General features: G+C 73.4%; 15 protein-coding genes and 2 pseudogenes. 5 read left to right on the top strand and 12 right to left on the bottom strand.

Annotated elements, in window-relative coordinates; all coding sequences use genetic code 11:
- Nucleotides 1-3: 3 nt before the first annotated feature.
- The 3 genes from ABZ818_RS08530 to rsgA form a co-directional block, all read right to left on the bottom strand.
- Entirely contained in the window at nt 4-516 is a 513-nt protein-coding gene (locus tag ABZ818_RS08530) for a methylated-DNA--[protein]-cysteine S-methyltransferase (RefSeq protein WP_361412317.1), read from the bottom strand.
- Nucleotides 513-1913, bottom strand: coding sequence for an AlkA N-terminal domain-containing protein (locus ABZ818_RS08535; RefSeq protein WP_361412470.1), 1401 nt, complete (start codon nt 1911-1913; stop codon nt 513-515). Before ABZ818_RS08535 ends, ABZ818_RS08530 begins: the two co-directional genes overlap by 4 nt.
- Nucleotides 1914-2148: 235 nt before the next feature.
- Nucleotides 2149-3261, bottom strand: coding sequence for a ribosome small subunit-dependent GTPase A (gene rsgA / locus ABZ818_RS08540; RefSeq protein ID WP_361412319.1), 1113 nt, complete (start codon nt 3259-3261; stop codon nt 2149-2151).
- A gap of 520 nt (nt 3262-3781) precedes the next feature.
- Here rsgA and ABZ818_RS08545 point away from each other — a divergent pair.
- A complete protein-coding gene (locus tag ABZ818_RS08545; protein ID WP_361412321.1) occupies nt 3782-4204 on the top strand; it encodes a pyridoxamine 5'-phosphate oxidase family protein in 423 nt (140 codons plus the stop codon).
- A gap of 112 nt (nt 4205-4316) precedes the next feature.
- Here the strand turns inward: ABZ818_RS08545 and ABZ818_RS08550 are convergent, their stop codons facing one another.
- The 3 genes and pseudogenes from ABZ818_RS08550 to ABZ818_RS08560 all read right to left on the bottom strand — a co-directional run bounded on the left by ABZ818_RS08550 (nt 4317) and on the right by ABZ818_RS08560 (nt 6664).
- Nucleotides 4317-5315 carry a hypothetical protein gene (locus ABZ818_RS08550; protein ID WP_361412323.1) on the bottom strand — a complete coding sequence of 333 codons (999 nt, stop codon included), beginning with the start codon at nt 5313-5315 and terminating at the stop codon, nt 4317-4319.
- Between the two features lie 163 nt (nt 5316-5478).
- Nucleotides 5479-5610, bottom strand: a pseudogene (locus tag ABZ818_RS08555) (enoyl-CoA hydratase); the annotation flags it as partial.
- 166 nt (nt 5611-5776) lie between these two features.
- Nucleotides 5777-6664, bottom strand: coding sequence for a pyridoxamine 5'-phosphate oxidase family protein (locus tag ABZ818_RS08560; protein ID WP_361412325.1), 888 nt, complete (start codon nt 6662-6664; stop codon nt 5777-5779).
- Nucleotides 6665-6890: 226 nt separating this feature from the next.
- Between ABZ818_RS08560 and ABZ818_RS08565 the strand changes: the two genes are divergently transcribed.
- Nucleotides 6891-7565 carry a CBS domain-containing protein gene (locus ABZ818_RS08565; RefSeq protein WP_361412327.1) on the top strand — a complete coding sequence of 225 codons (675 nt, stop codon included), beginning with the start codon at nt 6891-6893 and terminating at the stop codon, nt 7563-7565.
- A 68-nt stretch (nt 7566-7633) separates the two neighbouring features.
- Here ABZ818_RS08565 and ABZ818_RS08570 read toward each other — a convergent pair whose 3' ends face one another.
- The 4 genes from ABZ818_RS08570 to ABZ818_RS08585 form a co-directional block, all read right to left on the bottom strand.
- Nucleotides 7634-8323, bottom strand: a complete 690-nt coding sequence (locus tag ABZ818_RS08570) for a response regulator transcription factor (RefSeq protein WP_361412329.1) — start codon at nt 8321-8323, stop codon at nt 7634-7636.
- Nucleotides 8324-8465: 142 nt separating this feature from the next.
- Nucleotides 8466-10850: a phosphoketolase family protein gene (locus tag ABZ818_RS08575; protein ID WP_361412331.1), complete on the bottom strand. Its 2385-nt coding sequence runs from the start codon at nt 10848-10850 to the stop codon at nt 8466-8468.
- 200 nt (nt 10851-11050) lie between these two features.
- Nucleotides 11051-12607: a cellulose-binding domain-containing protein gene (locus ABZ818_RS08580; RefSeq protein ID WP_361412333.1), complete on the bottom strand. Its 1557-nt coding sequence runs from the start codon at nt 12605-12607 to the stop codon at nt 11051-11053.
- A 215-nt stretch (nt 12608-12822) separates the two neighbouring features.
- Entirely contained in the window at nt 12823-14175 is a 1353-nt protein-coding gene (locus tag ABZ818_RS08585) for a radical SAM protein (RefSeq protein WP_361412335.1), read from the bottom strand.
- Between the two features lie 178 nt (nt 14176-14353).
- On the opposite strand from ABZ818_RS08585, the gene ABZ818_RS08590 reads away from it, so the two are divergent.
- Nucleotides 14354-15601 carry a D-arabinono-1,4-lactone oxidase gene (locus ABZ818_RS08590; RefSeq protein ID WP_361412337.1) on the top strand — a complete coding sequence of 416 codons (1248 nt, stop codon included), beginning with the start codon at nt 14354-14356 and terminating at the stop codon, nt 15599-15601.
- On the opposite strand, the gene ABZ818_RS08595 is transcribed toward ABZ818_RS08590, so the two are convergent.
- Nucleotides 15564-15980 carry an ATP-binding protein gene (locus tag ABZ818_RS08595; protein ID WP_361412339.1) on the bottom strand — a complete coding sequence of 139 codons (417 nt, stop codon included), beginning with the start codon at nt 15978-15980 and terminating at the stop codon, nt 15564-15566. The genes ABZ818_RS08590 and ABZ818_RS08595 overlap by 38 nt on opposite strands.
- Here ABZ818_RS08595 and ABZ818_RS08600 point away from each other — a divergent pair.
- Together ABZ818_RS08600 and ABZ818_RS08605 are read left to right on the top strand one after the other, a co-directional pair.
- Nucleotides 15951-16181: pseudogene (locus ABZ818_RS08600) on the top strand (Scr1 family TA system antitoxin-like transcriptional regulator); the annotation flags it as partial. The gene ABZ818_RS08595 and the pseudogene ABZ818_RS08600 sit on opposite strands and share 30 nt — an antisense overlap.
- Before the next feature lie 14 nt (nt 16182-16195).
- On the top strand, nt 16196-16435 hold the full coding sequence (locus ABZ818_RS08605) for a DUF397 domain-containing protein (protein ID WP_361412472.1): 240 nt from the start codon (nt 16196-16198) through the stop codon (nt 16433-16435).
- On the opposite strand, the gene ABZ818_RS08610 is transcribed toward ABZ818_RS08605, so the two are convergent.
- Nucleotides 16410-16724 carry a pyridoxine 5'-phosphate oxidase C-terminal domain-containing protein gene (locus ABZ818_RS08610; RefSeq protein WP_361412474.1) on the bottom strand — a complete coding sequence of 105 codons (315 nt, stop codon included), beginning with the start codon at nt 16722-16724 and terminating at the stop codon, nt 16410-16412. The genes ABZ818_RS08605 and ABZ818_RS08610 overlap by 26 nt on opposite strands.
- Between the last annotated feature and the right edge of the window lie 9 nt (nt 16725-16733).

Consider the following 16733-nt stretch of genomic DNA (forward strand, 5'->3'; position numbering starts at 1 on the left):
CGTCTACAGCGCGCCCTCCAGCGTCAGCAGCCGCACCTTCCGCTCCAGACCGCCCGCGTAGCCGGTCAGGGAACCGTCCGCGCCGATCACGCGGTGGCAGGGGCGCAGCACCAGGAGCGGGTTGGCGCCGATGGCTCCGCCGACGGCCCGAACGGCGGCGCGGGGAGCGCCGATCCGCGCGGCGATCTCGCCGTACGTGGTGGTCGAGCCGTACGGAACGTCGTCGAGGGCGGCCCACACCCGCTCCCGGAACGCGGTGCCGGAGGTGCGCAACGGCAGCCGGAACTCCTTGAGTTCACCGGCGAAGTAGGCGCGGAGCTGTTCCTCCGCCTCGCGGAACGGCCCGGCGTCGTGGCGCCAGTCGGCCTGGGCCTCGCGACCGCCCTTCTGGCCGGGCACGGACAGCGAGGTCAGTGCGCCGGACGAGTCGGCGGTCAGCAGCAGGGGGCACAGCGGGCTGTCGAGGGTGGTCCAGTAGGTCGTACCGGTGGGGGTCGCGGGCACGTGCGTGGTCATGGGATGGTCTCCAGCTCTTCGGCGGCACGCAGGTGCCGCAGGGCGTACGAGCGCCAGGGGCGCCAGCTTTCGGGAGTGTCCGCGCCGGGCGGGGCCACGTCGGGGTCGCCGAGGGCCCGGGTGCGGATGGCGGCGGCCGTGGCCGGATCCAGACCGGGCAGGGCGAGCAGCGCCCTGTGCGTGTCGTCGCGGTCGGCGCCCGGGTCCAGCCGCACCGTTCCGTCGGCGAGGGCGGCGGCCAGCGCGCCCAGGGGGCCGTCCGGCTCGGCCTCGGCGAGGACGGCCGGCTCGGGGAAGAGGTGGGTCAGCGTGCCGGTGGGAGCGTCCAGCGCCTTGCCGTAGCGCCGTACCAGCTCCGCGGCGGCCGCCGGTCCCACCAGCGCCCGGACCGCCGTCTCCGGCGGGTCCGCCGAGCCCGGCGAGCGCAGGCCGGGCCGGGCGGCGACCAGTGGAGCCAGCCGCGGGTCCGCGCCGAGCCGCTCGTCGACGGCGTACGGGTCGGCGTCCAGGTCGAACAGCCGGCGCAGCCGCTGTACGGCCGTGGTCAGATCGCGTGGGTCGGTCAGGTGGAGCCGAGCCTCCAGCCAGCCGCCGGGATGCGCGCCGGATCCGGTCCGCGGTGCGCCGGAGCGCTCGTCCACGGCGGCGGTCCCGGTGCCGTACGGCAGGCGAAGGGTGCGCCGGTAGGTCCGTCGGCCGGGCGCGCCGTCGATCTCCTCGACGCCGGGCACGGCCTCGCGTTCCAGCAGGTCGAAGACGGGGCCGGCCTGGTAGGGGCCTCGGTGGGCGAGCCGCAGCGGGATCCCGGCGGTGGGCGCCGCGGGGCGGCGGCCCCGTGCCCTGCGGGCGGTGGCGCGCAACTCGCTGGGGGTCGCGGCGTAGACGGACCGCATCGTGTCGTTGAACTGCCGCACGCTGGCGAACCCGGCCGCGAACGCGATCTGGGTGACCGGCAGGTCCGTGGTCCGGAGCAGGACGCGCGCGCTGTGCGCCCGCTGGGCGCGGGCGAGCGCGACGGGCCCGGCGCCCAGCTCGGCGGTGAGCTGCCGGCGCACCTGCCGCTCGCTGTAGCCGAGCCGCGTGGCGAGCCCGGCGACGCCCTCCCGGTCGATCACGCCGTCGCCGATCAGCCGCATGGCCCGCCCGACGGCGTCCGCCCGTACGTTCCAGTCGGCGGAGCCGGGCACCGCGTCCGGCCGGCAGCGCCGGCAGGCGCGGAAGCCCGCGCCCTGCGCGGCGGCGGCCGTGGGGTAGAACCGCACGTGGTGCCGTTTGGGGGTCACGGCCGGGCAGCTGGGACGGCAGTAGATCCCGGTCGTCTCCACGGCGAAGAAGAACTCCCCGTCGAACCGGCCGTCCCGGCTGCGTACGGCCTCGTACCTGGTGTCCTCGTCCATCACGCCGTCCAGTGTCCGCCCCCGCGCGGGGATGCCGCTGGCGGAAATCGGACACCACGGCTCACATGACGGGCTGGGGTCTTTCGTTTGGATCAGGCCGGATCAGGGAGCGGGGTCTGGTGCCGTGCATCGCAAGGCGAAGGAGGGCGGCAGGGCGGAGCCCTGCCAACCGACGACAACGCGGCGAGGCACGGTGCCAGGGCCTGCGAGCCCGGCATGATCCAAACGAGAGGCCCTAGTGCCGGCGCCCCCGCTTGGCCTCCATCGCGGCCCGGCCCTCGGCGCCCTTGCGCTTCCAGTCCCGCCGGATCTCCGCGCGCAGCCGCGCGTCGGTCTTGGCGACGATCCACTGGTTCTCGCGCAGGAGCTTGCGGTAGCTCTCCAGCCGCCGCTGGGGCAGCTCACCGGCGTCGACGTCGGCGAGCACCGCGCACCCCGGCTCGCTGTCGTGGGCGCAGTCCTGGAACCGGCACCGCCCGGCCAGCTCCTCGATCTCGGAGAACACCTGTCCGACGCCGCTCTCGGCGTCCCACAGGCCCACTCCGCGCAGCCCCGGGGTGTCGATCAGCACACCGCCGCCCGGCAGCGCGAGCAGGTTGCGGGTGGTGGTCGTGTGCCGGCCCTTGCCGTCGACGTCCCGTGCGGCCTGTACGGTCATCACGTCCTCGCCGAGCAGCACGTTCGCGAGCGTGGACTTGCCCGCTCCGGACGACCCGAGCAGCACGGACGTGCCCGAGGAGACGACGGCGAGGAGTACGTCGAGCCCGTCGCCGGTAACAGCGCTGACGGGCAGCACCGGCACACCGGGCGCGCTCGTCTCCACGTCCTGGACGAGATACCCCAGTCCCGTCGCGTCCGGCACGAGGTCGGCCTTGGTCAGCACGATCAGCGGCTGCGCGCCGGATTCCCAGGCCAGCGCCAGGTAGCGCTCGATGCGGCCGAGGTCGAGTTCGACCGCGAGGGACACCGCGACGATCGCGTGGTCGACGTTGGCGGCGAGGATCTGGCCCTCGGACCGCTTGGACGAGGTGGAGCGCACGAAGGCGGTGCGCCGGGGCAGCGTCGTGCGGACGTAGCGCGGGTTGCCGCCGGGTTCGACGGCGACCCAGTCGCCGGTGCACACCACCCGCATCGGGTCGTGCGGGGTGACGAACGCGGTGTCGGCGCGCAGCACACCGCCGGCGGTGACGACGTCGCACTGCCCCCGGTCGACGCGGATCACCCGGCCCGGCAGCAGGCCTTCGGCGGTGTACGGGGTGAAGCCCGACTCCCAGCCCTCGTCCCAGCCGTAGGGGGCGAGTGGGTGCGGCGAGACGGAAGAGGGAACGGAAGAAGCGGAGGAACGCAAGGGGGAACCCTTCACGAGGGCGGCCCCGACTGCCCGCGACGGTGCGCGCGGGCGTGCAGGAGGTGTCAGCCGGTGGCCGCGGAGGTGGAGTGGATGGTCCTGTCGTTGCGGGCAGCGCCCATTACCGAGACAGCCATGGGTCACACCTCCTCTTTCTCCGCGAGAACTCAGCGCACTCAGCGCCCTCAGCGAACTCTGTGAACCGGCAGCGTCGGCCGCCGGCCTCCGCGTGATGCGAGCCTCACCGTAGGGGAGCGCGGGGAAGCGGCGCCACCGAATTACGCTGGCGCCGCCCGCCGTCACCCGATGCGCTCCCAGCCGCGCCGGGGCGGGCTTCCGCTCGGGTGAAGAGCCGGCGTGAGCGCACCAGCGCCTGCGTCACTTCACCGTCCAGGCCCGGCTTTGGGGTTCAGCATGTGCGCTTCGACACCGGGTCGGTCTCGTTGACCACCGCGCACCAAACGAAGATGTGGGCCAACAGGCCCTAACGGCGGGCCGGGTGCGCGGCGACCATGGGAGCGTGTCCGACAATGATGGCTTTCGCTCGATGGACCGGCAGGAGTGCCTGCGCCTGATGGCCGAGGTACCGGTGGGCCGTGTCGTCTACACGCGGCAAGCGCTGCCCGCGGTGCTGCCCGTCAACTTCGCCCTGGCGGCGGACGCGTCCGTGCTGCTGCGCACCTCCGCCGGTTCCGACCTCGTCCGCGCCGTGGACGGGGTCGTGGTCGCCTTCGAGGCGGACGCGTTCGACGCGGAGAGCCGGTCGGGCTGGAGCGTCGTCGTCACCGGCCGGGCCACCGTGGTGACCGATCCGGTCGAGCACGAGCGTCTCATGCGGACCGGGCCGCGCTCCTGGATGCCGATCGAGGAGGACGTCTTCATCCGCATCGAGGCCACCATGGTCACCGGACGGGAGCTCACGGATCTACGCGTCGCCAATTGAGCGGTCGCGCGTCTCCGGTTGACGGCACGGAGGTTGACGGCACGAAGGTTGAGCCCACGGAGGGGCCGGGCTGCGCGTACGGTGCGCCGCCCGACCCCCTCGTCGTGTGCGTTCAGCCCGTGGGGTCCGCCGGTGTCTCCTCCGTGGGGGTCAGCCGGGTGGCCGCGCGCGGAGTGCGGCCGCCTTCCGGGCCGTAGCCGAAGCGGATCAGCAGGTGGGGGTGGCACCGGAGCCTCGGGGCGGCGATCGCCGCCCGCAGGTCGGGCCACTCCATCGCCTGGTGCAGCATCGAGGTGCGCACCCCGTACCGGGTGGCCACCAGCAGGGCCCGCTCCATCGCCTGCCCCGCGCGCAGCCAGTCCTCCCGCCGGTCGTGCGGGGTCCACAACAGGGCCACCTGCGCATGCCGTTCGAAACGCAGGACGGGCGGGCGCAGCCCGGGCAGCGGCCCTGTGAAGTCCCGCATCGGCATCCGCCCGGCCGTGTCCCGGGGGCCCAGCGAGGTGAGCGGAATGCCGTGCGGGAGGCGCATGTCCGGCGTGTTGACCCAGGCCCTGGTCTCGGCGGTGCGGGCCGGGTCGGCGGCGTTGCGCGTCTCGGCCTGCGCGGTCAGGCTCAGCAGGCGCCGGGTGCCGGCGAAGTCGGGGACGTCCAGGTGCGCCCCCTCGATCCGCGCCGCCTTGACCATCTCCAGCACGATGTGCTCCGGCACCGGCCGCCCGGTGAAGGGCATCCGGCTGGTGTGCCGGCGCGCGACCGCGTCGTACAGGCAGCGGTACGACGGCTGTGCGTCGGGGGCCGCCACGAACAGCCGGACGGTGGCCAGCAGGCCGGGGTCGCGCGGGTCGGGCAGGAGCGTTACGAGCGGGTCCCAGCCGAGGTGTGCCGCCGCGACCCGGAGGTTGAAGACGGCCGCGCCCACGGAGAGGTGCTGGGCGCGCTGCCGCGGATCGGTCAGCGGCAGGGACCGCGACTCGGCGCGGACGTGGATGGACCGGGTGTCGGCGTCCAGGCCGAACCGCCAGGGCTGGGTGTTGTGGATCGACGGAGCCGCCACGGCCGCGTACAGCAGGCTCTCCAGGGTGGTCGCGTCGACTGCCGATGTCCGCATGACGGCTCCTCCATGGGCTCCCTTGTCGCTTGCCCGTCCACCCTCCTTCGCCGCCCGGCCGGGGCGGAAGGGCTCAGCGGGCCCTCGGCAGGGCCGCAGGTCCCGACCGGGCCGCGGCTGGTGCCGATCAGCCGGGGGCAGCCGTCCCGTGCCGCCGTCGATCCACGGCATGACCGGCCACCGCCGCGATCACCGGCCTGGACAGACGCATCCGGGTCGGCCCCCTCGGCCCGTCGCCGTCCTCCGCGACCCGGTTGCCCCGCCCGGTGCCGACCGCCTTCAGGTCCGCCGCGGCCGCCACAGCCCTGGTGCCGCGGCGGCCCGTGTGGTGTCATGAAAGTGACGGGAAGGACCGGAAGACGCGGGGAAGCGGCGGAAAAGCCGTGCACCGCGCAATCAGGATCCGCGAGAAGTGGATTGTCCTTCCCGTCCATTCGTGTCCGGCCGAACCCCCGCCCCGCTCACCGGTCCGCGGGAGTGATGCGGCGTCCCGTCAGACGAGCGGGGCGGATGCGCACCCAGAGGGTCCGCGGCCCGCCCGCCCAGGGGTCGGAGTGGACCCGCTGCTCCAGCCGGCGCACCGCTTCGGCATTCGTGACCACTTCGGCGCGGCCGACCGCCAGCACACTCCAGCCCTGGCTCATCGTCTCGTCGACCTGGTCCACCTCGAAGGCCACCTCGTGCCCGACGGCCGCGGCGGGGACCGCGTCGGGCGCGGTGCGGAAGACGAGCGCGCCGTCCACCACGTCGTAGTTGACCGGGAAGACCGCGGGCCCGTCCGGGCCGGTCAGCGCGATACGCCCCACTCCGTGCGTGGACAGCAGCGCCCGGCACTCGTCCGGGCCGAGCTCGGACAGCCGAGGGTGGAGCAGTGCCTGTCCCTGCCCGGCTGGCAGGTCCTGGTCGCCGCCGCTCAGCGTGATCAGTGTGGTGCCCAGCGCGTCGGCCAGCCGCACGAGGGTCCCCGTGCCCGGCGCCGACGGGCGCTGCTCGAGATAGGCGAGGTACTGCGGGGACATCCGGGCCCGGCCCGCCGTCTCCTCCAGGCTCAGTCCCCGCTCCCTGCGGGCGGCCGCCAGACGCCTACCGAAGTCCCCCGGCCGGCCCGGCCCGGCGCCGGAGGGTTCCGCGGGGGCCTGTCCGCCGGCCGTGGTCTCCTCGTCCCCCGGGTGCCGGACGTGCGCGTCGGGCCCGGGGAACACCAGCGTGACCTCGCCGGTGTCGGACCAGCGCACGTCGTACGGCGGGGTGCCGTCCTCGTGGTGCAGGCCGACGATCTCGCCGTCGCGCCGTACGTCGCCGGTGACCGGGCTTTCGACGACCAGTCGGTCGCCCAGCTGAGCGTGCATGGCGATGCCTCCCTCATGGGGGTCCGCCCTCCAGGATCGCCCGTCCCCGCCGCCCGCACCAACGGACCCGAGGTCCCTCGCAAAAGGGACGAACGGCGCCGCCTCCGTGCGCGATGGGCCCAAGCCGGCGCGGGTGCGCCGCCGCCACCATGGAGAGTGCGGGCCCGCGTGTGAACCGCGGACCGGCGCACCCGAACCGGTCGGACGGACCGAAGGGAGAGACGTCATGCGACACCGTACGGTGGAGGACCTCATGACCCGCGGAGTCGTCCGGGTCCGCCGGGACGCGCCGTTCAAGCAGGTCGCCAGGGTGCTGGCCGACAACGAGGTGACGGCCGTGCCCGTCGTCGACGAGCTGGACCGTCCCGTGGGGGTGGTCTCCGAGGCGGACCTGCTGCGCACGGTGGCCGGGCGCCCGGACCCGGCCGGCCTGCTGTCCGGGACCCGGGCGGAGGACGCCGGGCACAGCGGCTCCGCCGCCGGCACCGCCGAGGGCCTGATGACGGCGCCGGCGGTGTGCGCGCGCCCCGAGTGGACCGTCGTGGAGGCCGCGCGCCTGATGGACGGGCACCGGGTCAAGCGGCTTCCCGTGGTCGACGAGGGCGGCACCCTGGTGGGCGTCGTCAGCCGCGGCGACCTGCTGCGTGTCTTCCTCCGCCGGGACGAGGCCGTCTTCGAGGAGATCACCCAGGACGTGCTCGCGCGGACCCTGGGGCTGACCCCGGCGGACGTGACGGTCGGGGTGTCCGACGGCCGGGTCTCGCTCAAGGGGACCGTGCGGGCCAGGAGCCTCATCCCGGTGATCGAGCGGCTGTGCGGCGGGGTCGACGGCGTGGTGTCGGTGAGCACCGACGTCATCCACCGGTGCGACGACACCGGCGGACACACCGCCGGCGCATGAGGCACCGGCACCGCCGGACGAAGGTCAGGAGGTCCCGGTCAAAAAGGCCGCAGTCATGAATTCCCGCGTCAGGAGGTCCCGCGCAGCCGGTCCTTGGCCTGGGTGGCGATGACGGCGGCCTGGATGCGCCGCTCCACGCCGAGCTTGGCGAGCAGGCGGGAGATGTGGTTCTTCACCGTCTTCTCGGCCAGGTAGAGGCGCTGGCCGATCTGGCGGTTGGTCAGGCCCTCGCCGATCAGCGCCAGGATCTCCCGTTCCCGGTCGGTCAGTCCGGGCAGCACGTCCGGCTCCTCCTGCGGCTGCTGTCCGCCGCGCAGCCGGGCCATCAGCTTCGTGGTGGCGCTGGGGTCGAGCAGCGACTGGCCGCTCGCCACCGTGCGCACCGCCGAGACCAGGTCCGAGCCCCGGATCTGCTTGAGCACATAGCCGGAGGCTCCCGCCATGATCGAGTCCAGCAGCGCCTCCTCGTCGTCGAACGAGGTCAGCATCAGGCAGGCCAGTTCCGGCAGGCGGGAGCGCAGCTCGCGGCAGACGGTCACGCCGTCGCCGTCCGGCAGCCGGACGTCGAGCACCGCGACGTCCGGTCGCAGGGCGGGGACGCGCACCAGTGCCTGGTCGGCGGTGGCGGCCTCGCCGACCACCGTGATGTCCGGTTCGTCGTTCAGCAGGTCGTGCACCCCACGACGTACCACCTCGTGGTCGTCGAGGAGGAAGACCCGGATCGGGGTGTCGGGTCCGGCCTGCTCACGGTCCGCCATCGGTCGCTCCTTGTGATGTATCGGCTTTCCTCAAGGATCCTTCCCCGAAGCGCGGGCGCGGACCAGGGCCGACCGGCCCTGGTCCGCGCCCGCCGGGGATGGGATCCTGCCCGCCGCCCCACACTCCGGGGGCACGTCCCGGTCAGCCGTCCCAGGACCAGTCCGCCACCTCGGGCAGGTCCACGCCGTGTTCCCGGATCCAGGCGTGGTGGCGCAGCCGGGCGTCCTCCATCCGCTGGCGGACGGCCGCGGCGCGCACCGCGAGGCCGGGGACGCGGTCGATGACGTCCATGACCAGCCGGTAGCGGTCCAGGTCGTTGCTCACCACCATGTCGAACGGCGTGGTCGTGGTGCCGATCTCCTTGTAGCCGCGCACGTGCAGGTGGGGGTGGCCGGCCCGCCGGTAGGCCAGTCGGTGGATCAGCCACGGGTAGCCGTGGTAGGCGAAGATCACCGGCTTGTCCCGGGTGAACAGCCCGTCGTACTCGAAGTCGGTCATCCCGTGCGGGTGCTCCCCGCTGGGCAGCAGCCGGGCGATGTCCACGACGTTGACCACGCGCACGGCCAGGTCGGGCAGGTGCCGGCGCAGCAACTGGGCGGCGGCCAGCACCTCCTGGGTCGGCACGTCGCCCGCGCAGGCCAGCACCACGTCCGGTTCGCGGCTGCCGTCCTCGGTGCCGGCCCACTCCCAGATGCCGGCGCCGCGCGCGCAGTGCACCGCTGCCTGCTCCATGGAGAGCCAGTCGAAGCAGGGCTGCTTGCCGGCGACGATCACGTTGACGTAGTCGCGGCTGCGCAGCGCGTGGTCGGCCACGGACAGCAGGGTGTTGGCGTCCGGCGGGAAGTAGACCCGGACCGCTTCGGGGCTCTTGTTCAGGATGTGGTCGACGAAGCCGGGGTCCTGGTGGGAGAAGCCGTTGTGGTCCTGGCGCCACACGTGCGAGGTCAGCAGGTAGTTGAACGAGGCGATCGGGGCGCGCCAGGGCAGCCGGCGGGTGGTGCGCAGCCACTTGATGTGCTGGTTGACCATCGAGTCGACGATGTGCACGAAGGCCTCGTAGCAGGAGAACAGTCCGTGTCGGCCGGTGAGGAGGTAGCCCTCCAGCCAGCCCTGGCAGGTGTGTTCGGACAGGATCTCCATCACCCGGCCGTGCGGGTCGAGGTGCTCGTCCACCGGCAGGGTCAGGGCCTGCCAGGCCTTGCCGCTGGCGCCGTAGACGGCCTGGAGGCGGTTGGAGGCGGTCTCGTCGGGGCCGACGAGCCGGAAGTCGCGCCGGTCGGTGGTGGCGGCCATGACGTCCTCGAGCATGTCGCCGAGGACGCGGGTGGGCTCGTGCAGGGTCGCGCCGGGCTTGTCGACCTCGACGGCGTGCTTCTCCAGCGGGGGCAGGGGCAGTTCGCGCAGCAGGAGCCCGCCGTTGGCGTGCGGGGTGGCGCCGAGCCGGCGGGTGCCGTGCGGGACGCAGGCCAGCACGTCGGGGCGCGGGGCGCCGCGCTCGTCGAACAGTTCCTCGGGGCGGTACGAGCGCAACCACCGCTCCAACTGCCGCAGGTGTTCCGGGTTGTCCCGGACACCGGCCAGCGGGACCTGGTGGGCGCGCCAGGTGCCCTCCACGGGCAGCCCGTCGACCTCGGCGGGTCCGGTCCAGCCCTTGGGGGTGCGCAGCACGATCACGGGCCAGCGGGGCCGCTCGGTGGCGCCGTCGGTGCGGGCGGCGCGCTGGAAGGCGGCGATGCGGTCGAGCGCGGTGTCCATGGCCGCGGCCATGGCGCGGTGCACGACGGCCGGGTCGTCGCCGGTGACGTGGATCGGGTCGTGGCCGTAGCCCCTGAGCAGGTCGTCGAGTTCCGCCTCGGGGAGGCGGGCCAGGACCGTCGGGTTGGCGATCTTGTAGCCGTTGAGGTGCAGGATCGGCAGGACCGCTCCGTCGTGGACCGGGTCGAGGAACTTGTTGGAGTGCCAGGACGCGGCCAGCGGGCCGGTCTCCGCCTCGCCGTCGCCGATCACGCAGGCGACGACCAGGTCCGGGTTGTCGAGCGCGGCACCGTAGGCGTGGGAGAGGGAGTAGCCGAGTTCGCCGCCCTCGTGGATGGAGCCCGGTGTCTCGGGGGCGACGTGGCTGGGCACCCCGCCGGGGAAGGAGAACTGCTTGAACAGCCGCGCCATGCCGGACGTGTCCCGGGTGATGTCCGGATAGGTCTCGGTGTACGAGCCCTCCAGCCAGGAGTTGGCGAGCACGGCGGGCCCGCCGTGGCCCGGACCCCAGATGCACACGGCGTTCAGGTCGCGAGCCTTGATGGCGCGGTTGAGGTGGGTGTGGACCAGGTTGAGGCCGGGCGAGGTGCCCCAGTGGCCGAGCAGGCGCGGCTTGATGTGTTCCGGGCGCAGCGGTTCGGCCAGCAGCGGGTTGCCCATGAGGTAGATCTGGCCGACGGAGAGGTAGTTCGCGGCGCGCCAGTGGGCGTCCAGCGTCGCGAGCTCCTCGTCCGTGAGCCCGGCGGCTGCCTGCTGCGTCTCGACGGACATCGGGTTTCCTTCCGGGTCGGGACAGCGGTCGGGGGTACCGCGTACGGGTCGGGGGTACCGCGTGCCGGTGGCACACGCTCCCACCCTCCATGCCCCGCCCGGGTACCCGACAGGGCCGTTCGGGTCACTCCTCGGACCGGGCCGTCGGGCCGCCACGCCACCGGGCCGTCCGGGGCTCCGGGCCGATCGCGGCCCCGGGATCAGGCCGTCGCGCAGCTGTGGCCGTTGAGCGTGAAGTCGTACGGCGTGGAGTTGCGGCCGTGCCAGGTGCCGAGGAAGCCGAAGGACAGGGTGCCGTTCGCGGGGACGGACTTGTTGTATTCGGCGGCGGTGGCGATGACGCGGGGGCCGTTCTGGGCGACGGTCGCGTCCCACATCTGGCCGACCTGCTGCCCGTCGGGGAAGGACCAGGCGACGCGCCAGGTGTCCAGGGAGCGGGCGGTGGTGACGGTGACCTTGGCCTGGAAGCCGTCGGTCCACTCGTTCGTCAGGTCGTAGTCGACCCGGCAGACCCCCGTCCCGCTGTTCCCCTGCCCGCCCGTCGCCGGGTCGCCCGCCCCGGGCGCGTCCGTCGCGGGATCGGGCGAGTCGCCCCCGTCGGCGGTGGCCGAGGCGGTGCCCTGCGGCTCCGGGTCGGGGTTCTCGCGGCCGGACCGGGTCGCCGCGCCGCTCGCGGACGACTCGTGGGCCGCGGACACGGAAGCCGCGACGGAGGCGGACGGCATGGGGTCGGCGGCGGGCGGAGCGGCGGGCGGGTCGCCGACCGGGCGGCCGCCGGCGACCTGCCGGCGGCTGTCGTCGCCGCGCTCGGCGTCGTTCGCGGAGCTGCCGAAGGGCATCATCGACACGGCCAGCGCCAGCCCGGACAGGGCGACCGCCGCGGCGAGCAGGCCGCCGCGCACGACCCGCGCCCGAGCGGCGCCCTCCTGCGGCTCCCCGCCCATGTCCGCCGCCGCGGAGCGGTGGGTGCCGAGGCGCACCTCGGCGGCCCGGCGGCGGCGCTCCAGGTAGGCCAGGCCGCCCCAGCCGATGACGCCGCCGGCCAGCGCGGTGGGCAGTCCGCCGCCGTGCGGCCGCAGGCAGGCGGCGGCCTGGGCGCACCCCTCGCAGGTGGCGAGGTGCCGGGAGAGGTCCTCGGGGGTCTCGGCGGCGGACCCGGGCCGGGTGACCGCGTCCAGCAGCCCGGCGTAGCCGCGGCACTCCGCGTCCATCGGGGTGTCGAGGTGGTTGCGGCGGCAGCGGTCCCGGAACAGGGCCCGCACCTGGTCGAGTTCCTCGGACACGCGCGCGGGGTCGAGGCCCAGCCGGCGGGCCACCACGGTCGACGGCAGCGCCTCCACCTCGGCCAGCCACAGCAGCGCGGCGTCCGGTTCCTGGAGGTCCCGCAGGGTGCGCAGGGCGAGCGGGCGGTGCGGCGGCGGGCCGGTGTAGCGGGCGGCCTTGTCGGAGTTGAGCCACAGCCGTAGGTCCGGGTCGAGCCGGTCGCCGAGTCCGCCGGCCTCCCAGGACGCGGCGGTGGCGCGCACGGCCGTCAGCGTCAGCGGGATCGCGGGCAGGCGGGGTGTACGGCGGCCCCGGGACGCACCGGCCTCGGCGGCCCGGACCTCGCGCAGACCCGCGGCGAACGCCTCCGTGGCCAGCTGCCCGGCCGCGCCGGAGCCCGCCGTGCACAGGTCGGCGTAGGAGAGCACCGCGTCCCAGCATTCGGAGAACAGCGCGGCCTCGGTCGCGTCCTTGGGGCTCGGCAGGTCGGGCATGGGTCTCCTGCATCCACGGGCGAGGTCAACTCTCTGCGCACAGGGAGGAGTTGGGGGGAACCTTCCGGCAGAGCACGAGCTTTTCACGCCTTTGACACAACTGACAAGCCACGCATGCAATTGTCGTGACGGATCCCGTGGTCCTCAACTCCGCTCCGTAGTACGGACCGAAGCCCCCATTCGGCTCACGGGATCCGAAAACGCGCCGCGGAGGACTACCGCGCCGCCCCGCCGGCCCCCTGCTCCGCGGTCTCTCGCAACGCCGGCTCCGCCGGCAGGCTGTCCATGAAGGAGCTGACCGAGAAGACCGCGTTGCCGGGGCCGGCCGGGCCGTAGCCGGGGGGCGAGGAGAGGCCGAAGTCGTCCATCGTGGCGCGGTAGGCCTCAAGCAGCCGGATGTGGTACTCCAGCGGCGCGCCCTGCGGGTTGGCCTTGCCCAGCGGGGTGGTGGGCTCCGGGCACCAGGTGGTGAAGCGGGGCGTGATGCCGTGCGACATGAAGAAGCGCAGGCCCTCGGTGGTGGACGCGATGGCCTCGTCGACGGTGGTGAAGCCGAAGGGCTCGGCCATCTCCACGCCCGCCACGAAGTTGGGGATCACATTGCGCGCGCCGAACACCTCGGCGGAGTCCAGGATGCGGCGGTGCCACTCGTCGCGGCCGACGTAGCGCTCCTTGCCCGGGCAGTAGAGCTCGAACAGACGGCGGTCCCACACCTCGAAGTTGGGGTGGTAGATCTGCACGCCGTAGTCCTTGAACCGCTGCACGTCCGGCTTCGGCAGCGCCTGTGCGACGACCTTGCCGATCCAGCGGCCCGGGAAGCGCTCCTCGATGGCCTTGGCGTAGTGGCCGTAGAAGTCGGCCTCGTCGCGGCCCGCCACCTTGGAGGTGACGGCGCCACCGGTGAGGGTGTAGGCGGTCGACGCCTTCTGGGTGTCGTACCGGTCGATGATCTCCAGCGCCTCCAGGACCTCCTCGACGTCCTTGACGCCGGTGTAGGGCCGGCCGGCCGCCTTGTGCTGGCGCCAGTTGTGGTTGATGTCGCAGTACTGGCACTCCTCCTTGGCGCCGAAGTACTGGCAGACCCGGAAGACGGTGAGGTAGATCAGGTAGCCCCACTGGATGGTCGGGGCGACCTCCATCACCGACTTCCCGTTGGACAGCTTGTGCCGGTAGTACTCGGGCATGGGCGGCACGCCGACGTCGGCGATCCGCTTCCCGTCGAGGTAGAGGCCGAGCATCCCCTCGTCGTCGGCGGCCACGCGGTAGGGCGAGGCGGGGTTCACCCGTACGGAGACGACGGTCCGCCGCAGGTCGTACGGTCCGCCGGTGAGGATGATCTCCTCCGGCGGCCGCCGCAGCGCGGCCTCCCCCAGCTCGGGCAGGGTGCCGTGGTCGAAGGAGAAGATGAAGTACGACTTCGGCTTGACCTCGCCGCTCTCGTTGTCACTCAGCGCGGAGGGGTCGAAGGCCACACCGCCCCGGAGCAGGTCCTCCTTGAAGACGGCCTCCCGCGGCACATGCGGGAAGCGCTCCATCAGATCCTCGACCAGCTCGGTACGGCTGTCCATCCCGTTGACTCCTCCCGACTCGCGTGTACGACTTCTCACGGTATGCCTACGCTCGCGCGCGGGTCGTGCCGGGTCCCCCGCACGGAGGCTGCGAACCCCTGCCCGGCGGCCGTCGGGTAGGTTCGCCCGGTGACCTTGTGGGTCGTGGCGTGAGGGCGTGAGGGGCAGGAACAGCGGGATGACCGGGACGACCGTGACCAACTGGGCGGGGAACATCACCTACAGCGCCGCGGAGGTGGACCGGCCGGGCTCGCTCGACGCGGTGCGGGAGCTGGTCGCCCGCAGTGCGCGGGTGCGGGTGCTGGGCAGCGGGCACTCCTTCAACGAGATCGCCGACCCGGGCGCCGGGGGCACCCTGCTCTCCCTGGAGGCGCTGCCCGCCGAGGCGGACGTCGACACGGCGGCCCGCACGGTCCGGGTGGCCGGCGGCCTCCGGTACGCGGAACTGGCCCGCCGGGTGCACGCGCACGGCCTCGCCCTGCCCAACATGGCCTCCCTGCCGCACATCTCCGTGGCCGGCTCGGTGGCGACCGGCACCCACGGCTCCGGCGTGGGCAACGGTCCGCTGGCCGCCCCCGTGCGGGAGGTGGAGATCGTCAGCGCGGACGGCTCGACGGTCGTCATCGGCCGGGGCGACCCGCGGTTCGGCGGGGCCGTCACCTCCCTCGGCGCGCTCGGCGTGGTCACCGCGCTCACCCTGGACCTGGAGCCCGCCTACGAGGTCGAGCAGCACCTGTTCACCGAACTCCCCCTGGAGGGGCTGGACTTCGAGGCGGTGGCGGCCGCCGCGTACAGCGTCAGCCTGTTCACCGACTGGCGCGACCCGGGCTTCCGCCAGGTGTGGCTCAAGCGGCGCACCGACGAGCCGCTGCCCGCCTTCCCCTGGGCGGTACCGGCCAAGGTCGCGCTGCACCCGGTGCCGGGCATGCCGGCGGAGAACTGCACGCAGCAGTTCGGCGTGCCCGGACCCTGGCACGAGCGACTGCCGCACTTCCGCGCCGAGTTCACCCCGAGCAGCGGCGCCGAGTTGCAGTCGGAGTACCTGCTGCCGCGCCGGTACGCCTCCGACGTCCTGCACGCGCTCGACGGGATCCGGGAGACGGTCGCCCCGGTGCTCCAGACGTGCGAGATCCGCACCGTCGCCGCCGACGAGCAGTGGCTGAGCCCCTCCTACGGCCGGGACACCGTCGCCGCGCACTTCACCTGGATCGAGGACACCGCCGCCGTGCTGCCGGTGGTGCGCCGCCTTGAGGAGGCGCTGTCGGACCTCGCCCCCCGCCCGCACTGGGGCAAGGTGTTCACCACACCGTCGGCCGTACTGCGCGACCGGTACCCGCGCCTGGACGACTTCCGCGCGCTGGCCCGGGAGTTGGACCCGGCCGGAAAGTTCACGAACGCCTTCCTCGCGGACCTCCTGGCCCCGTGACCCGCACCTCCGCCCACACCACCTTGTAGGCACGGCCCGCCCGCGGCTCCACGCCCCACCGCTCGGACACGGCCGCCACCAGCAGGAGCCCGCGCCCGCCCTCGCCGTCCGGCTCCCGCAGCACCGGGAGCCGTTCGGTCCGCGCGTCGGCCACCTCCACGCGGACGACCGCGCCCTCCCACAGCGGCCGGACGCGGACGTCCCGCCCGGGGACGCGGCCGTGCCGGACGGCGTTGGCGGCGAGTTCGGCGACGACCAGGGTCACGTTCTCGCCCACCTCGCTCCCGTACGGGAACCCCCAGGCGTCCATCCGATGCGCCACGAGCCGCCGCGCGAGCCGGGCACCTCGCAGATCATGCCGAAGTCGCGTGGCGTCCACGCAGGCATCGACGGTCCCATCCAGTTGCTGGAGACCCCGGAGAACGAGTGGTTCGCCTACTGCGAGGCACAACGAAGCGGCCCACTCCTCGTGGACCCGAAATCGATCAGCGTGCTCCACATGCGTTATGCGAAACTGCGCTCACAGGCTCTCTCTCCGGGCGACACCCGGAGCCTGCTGGAGCGGATGAGAGGAGCGCTAGGAGCACCGACGAACTGTCCTGGTTCAAGAGCAGCTACAGCAGCGGCACCGACGGCGACTGCGTCGAAGTGGCCCTCGCCTGGCGCAAGTCCACGTACAGCGGTGATGACTCCGGCGACTGCGTCGAGGTGGCCAGCTGCCCCACCACCATCCACGTACGCGACTCCAAGAACACCGCCGGCGCTCAGCTCGCCCTCTCCCCCACCGCCTGGTCGGAGTTCATAGGATTCACCGCAGGCGGCCGTCACGGCTGAAGCCGTTGGTGCCGCCAACCTTTTCATAGCGCAGCCGGTCGGGGCTGCCGTACCAGAACTCGATGGACTCGGGTCGTAGCAGATAGCCGGTCCAGCCCTCGGGGCGGGAGACCCTTGCGGGTGCCGCTGAAGCTGGTGGACAGCAGCCGCCCCCGGTCGTCCATCTCCTTGAGCAGCAGCCTCCGGCCGGAGGGCCGTCCAGCGCCGCCCGCTCCCTTTCACTCTTCTCGCGCTGCGCCGCCGAGAGGATCCCGCACGCAGTCTTGTCAGGGACATGCGTCGCTTCTATAGTCCCGTT

The sequence above is a fragment of the Streptomyces sp. NPDC047453 genome (genome assembly GCF_040643155.1).
Lineage (GTDB): Bacteria > Actinomycetota > Actinomycetes > Streptomycetales > Streptomycetaceae > Streptomyces.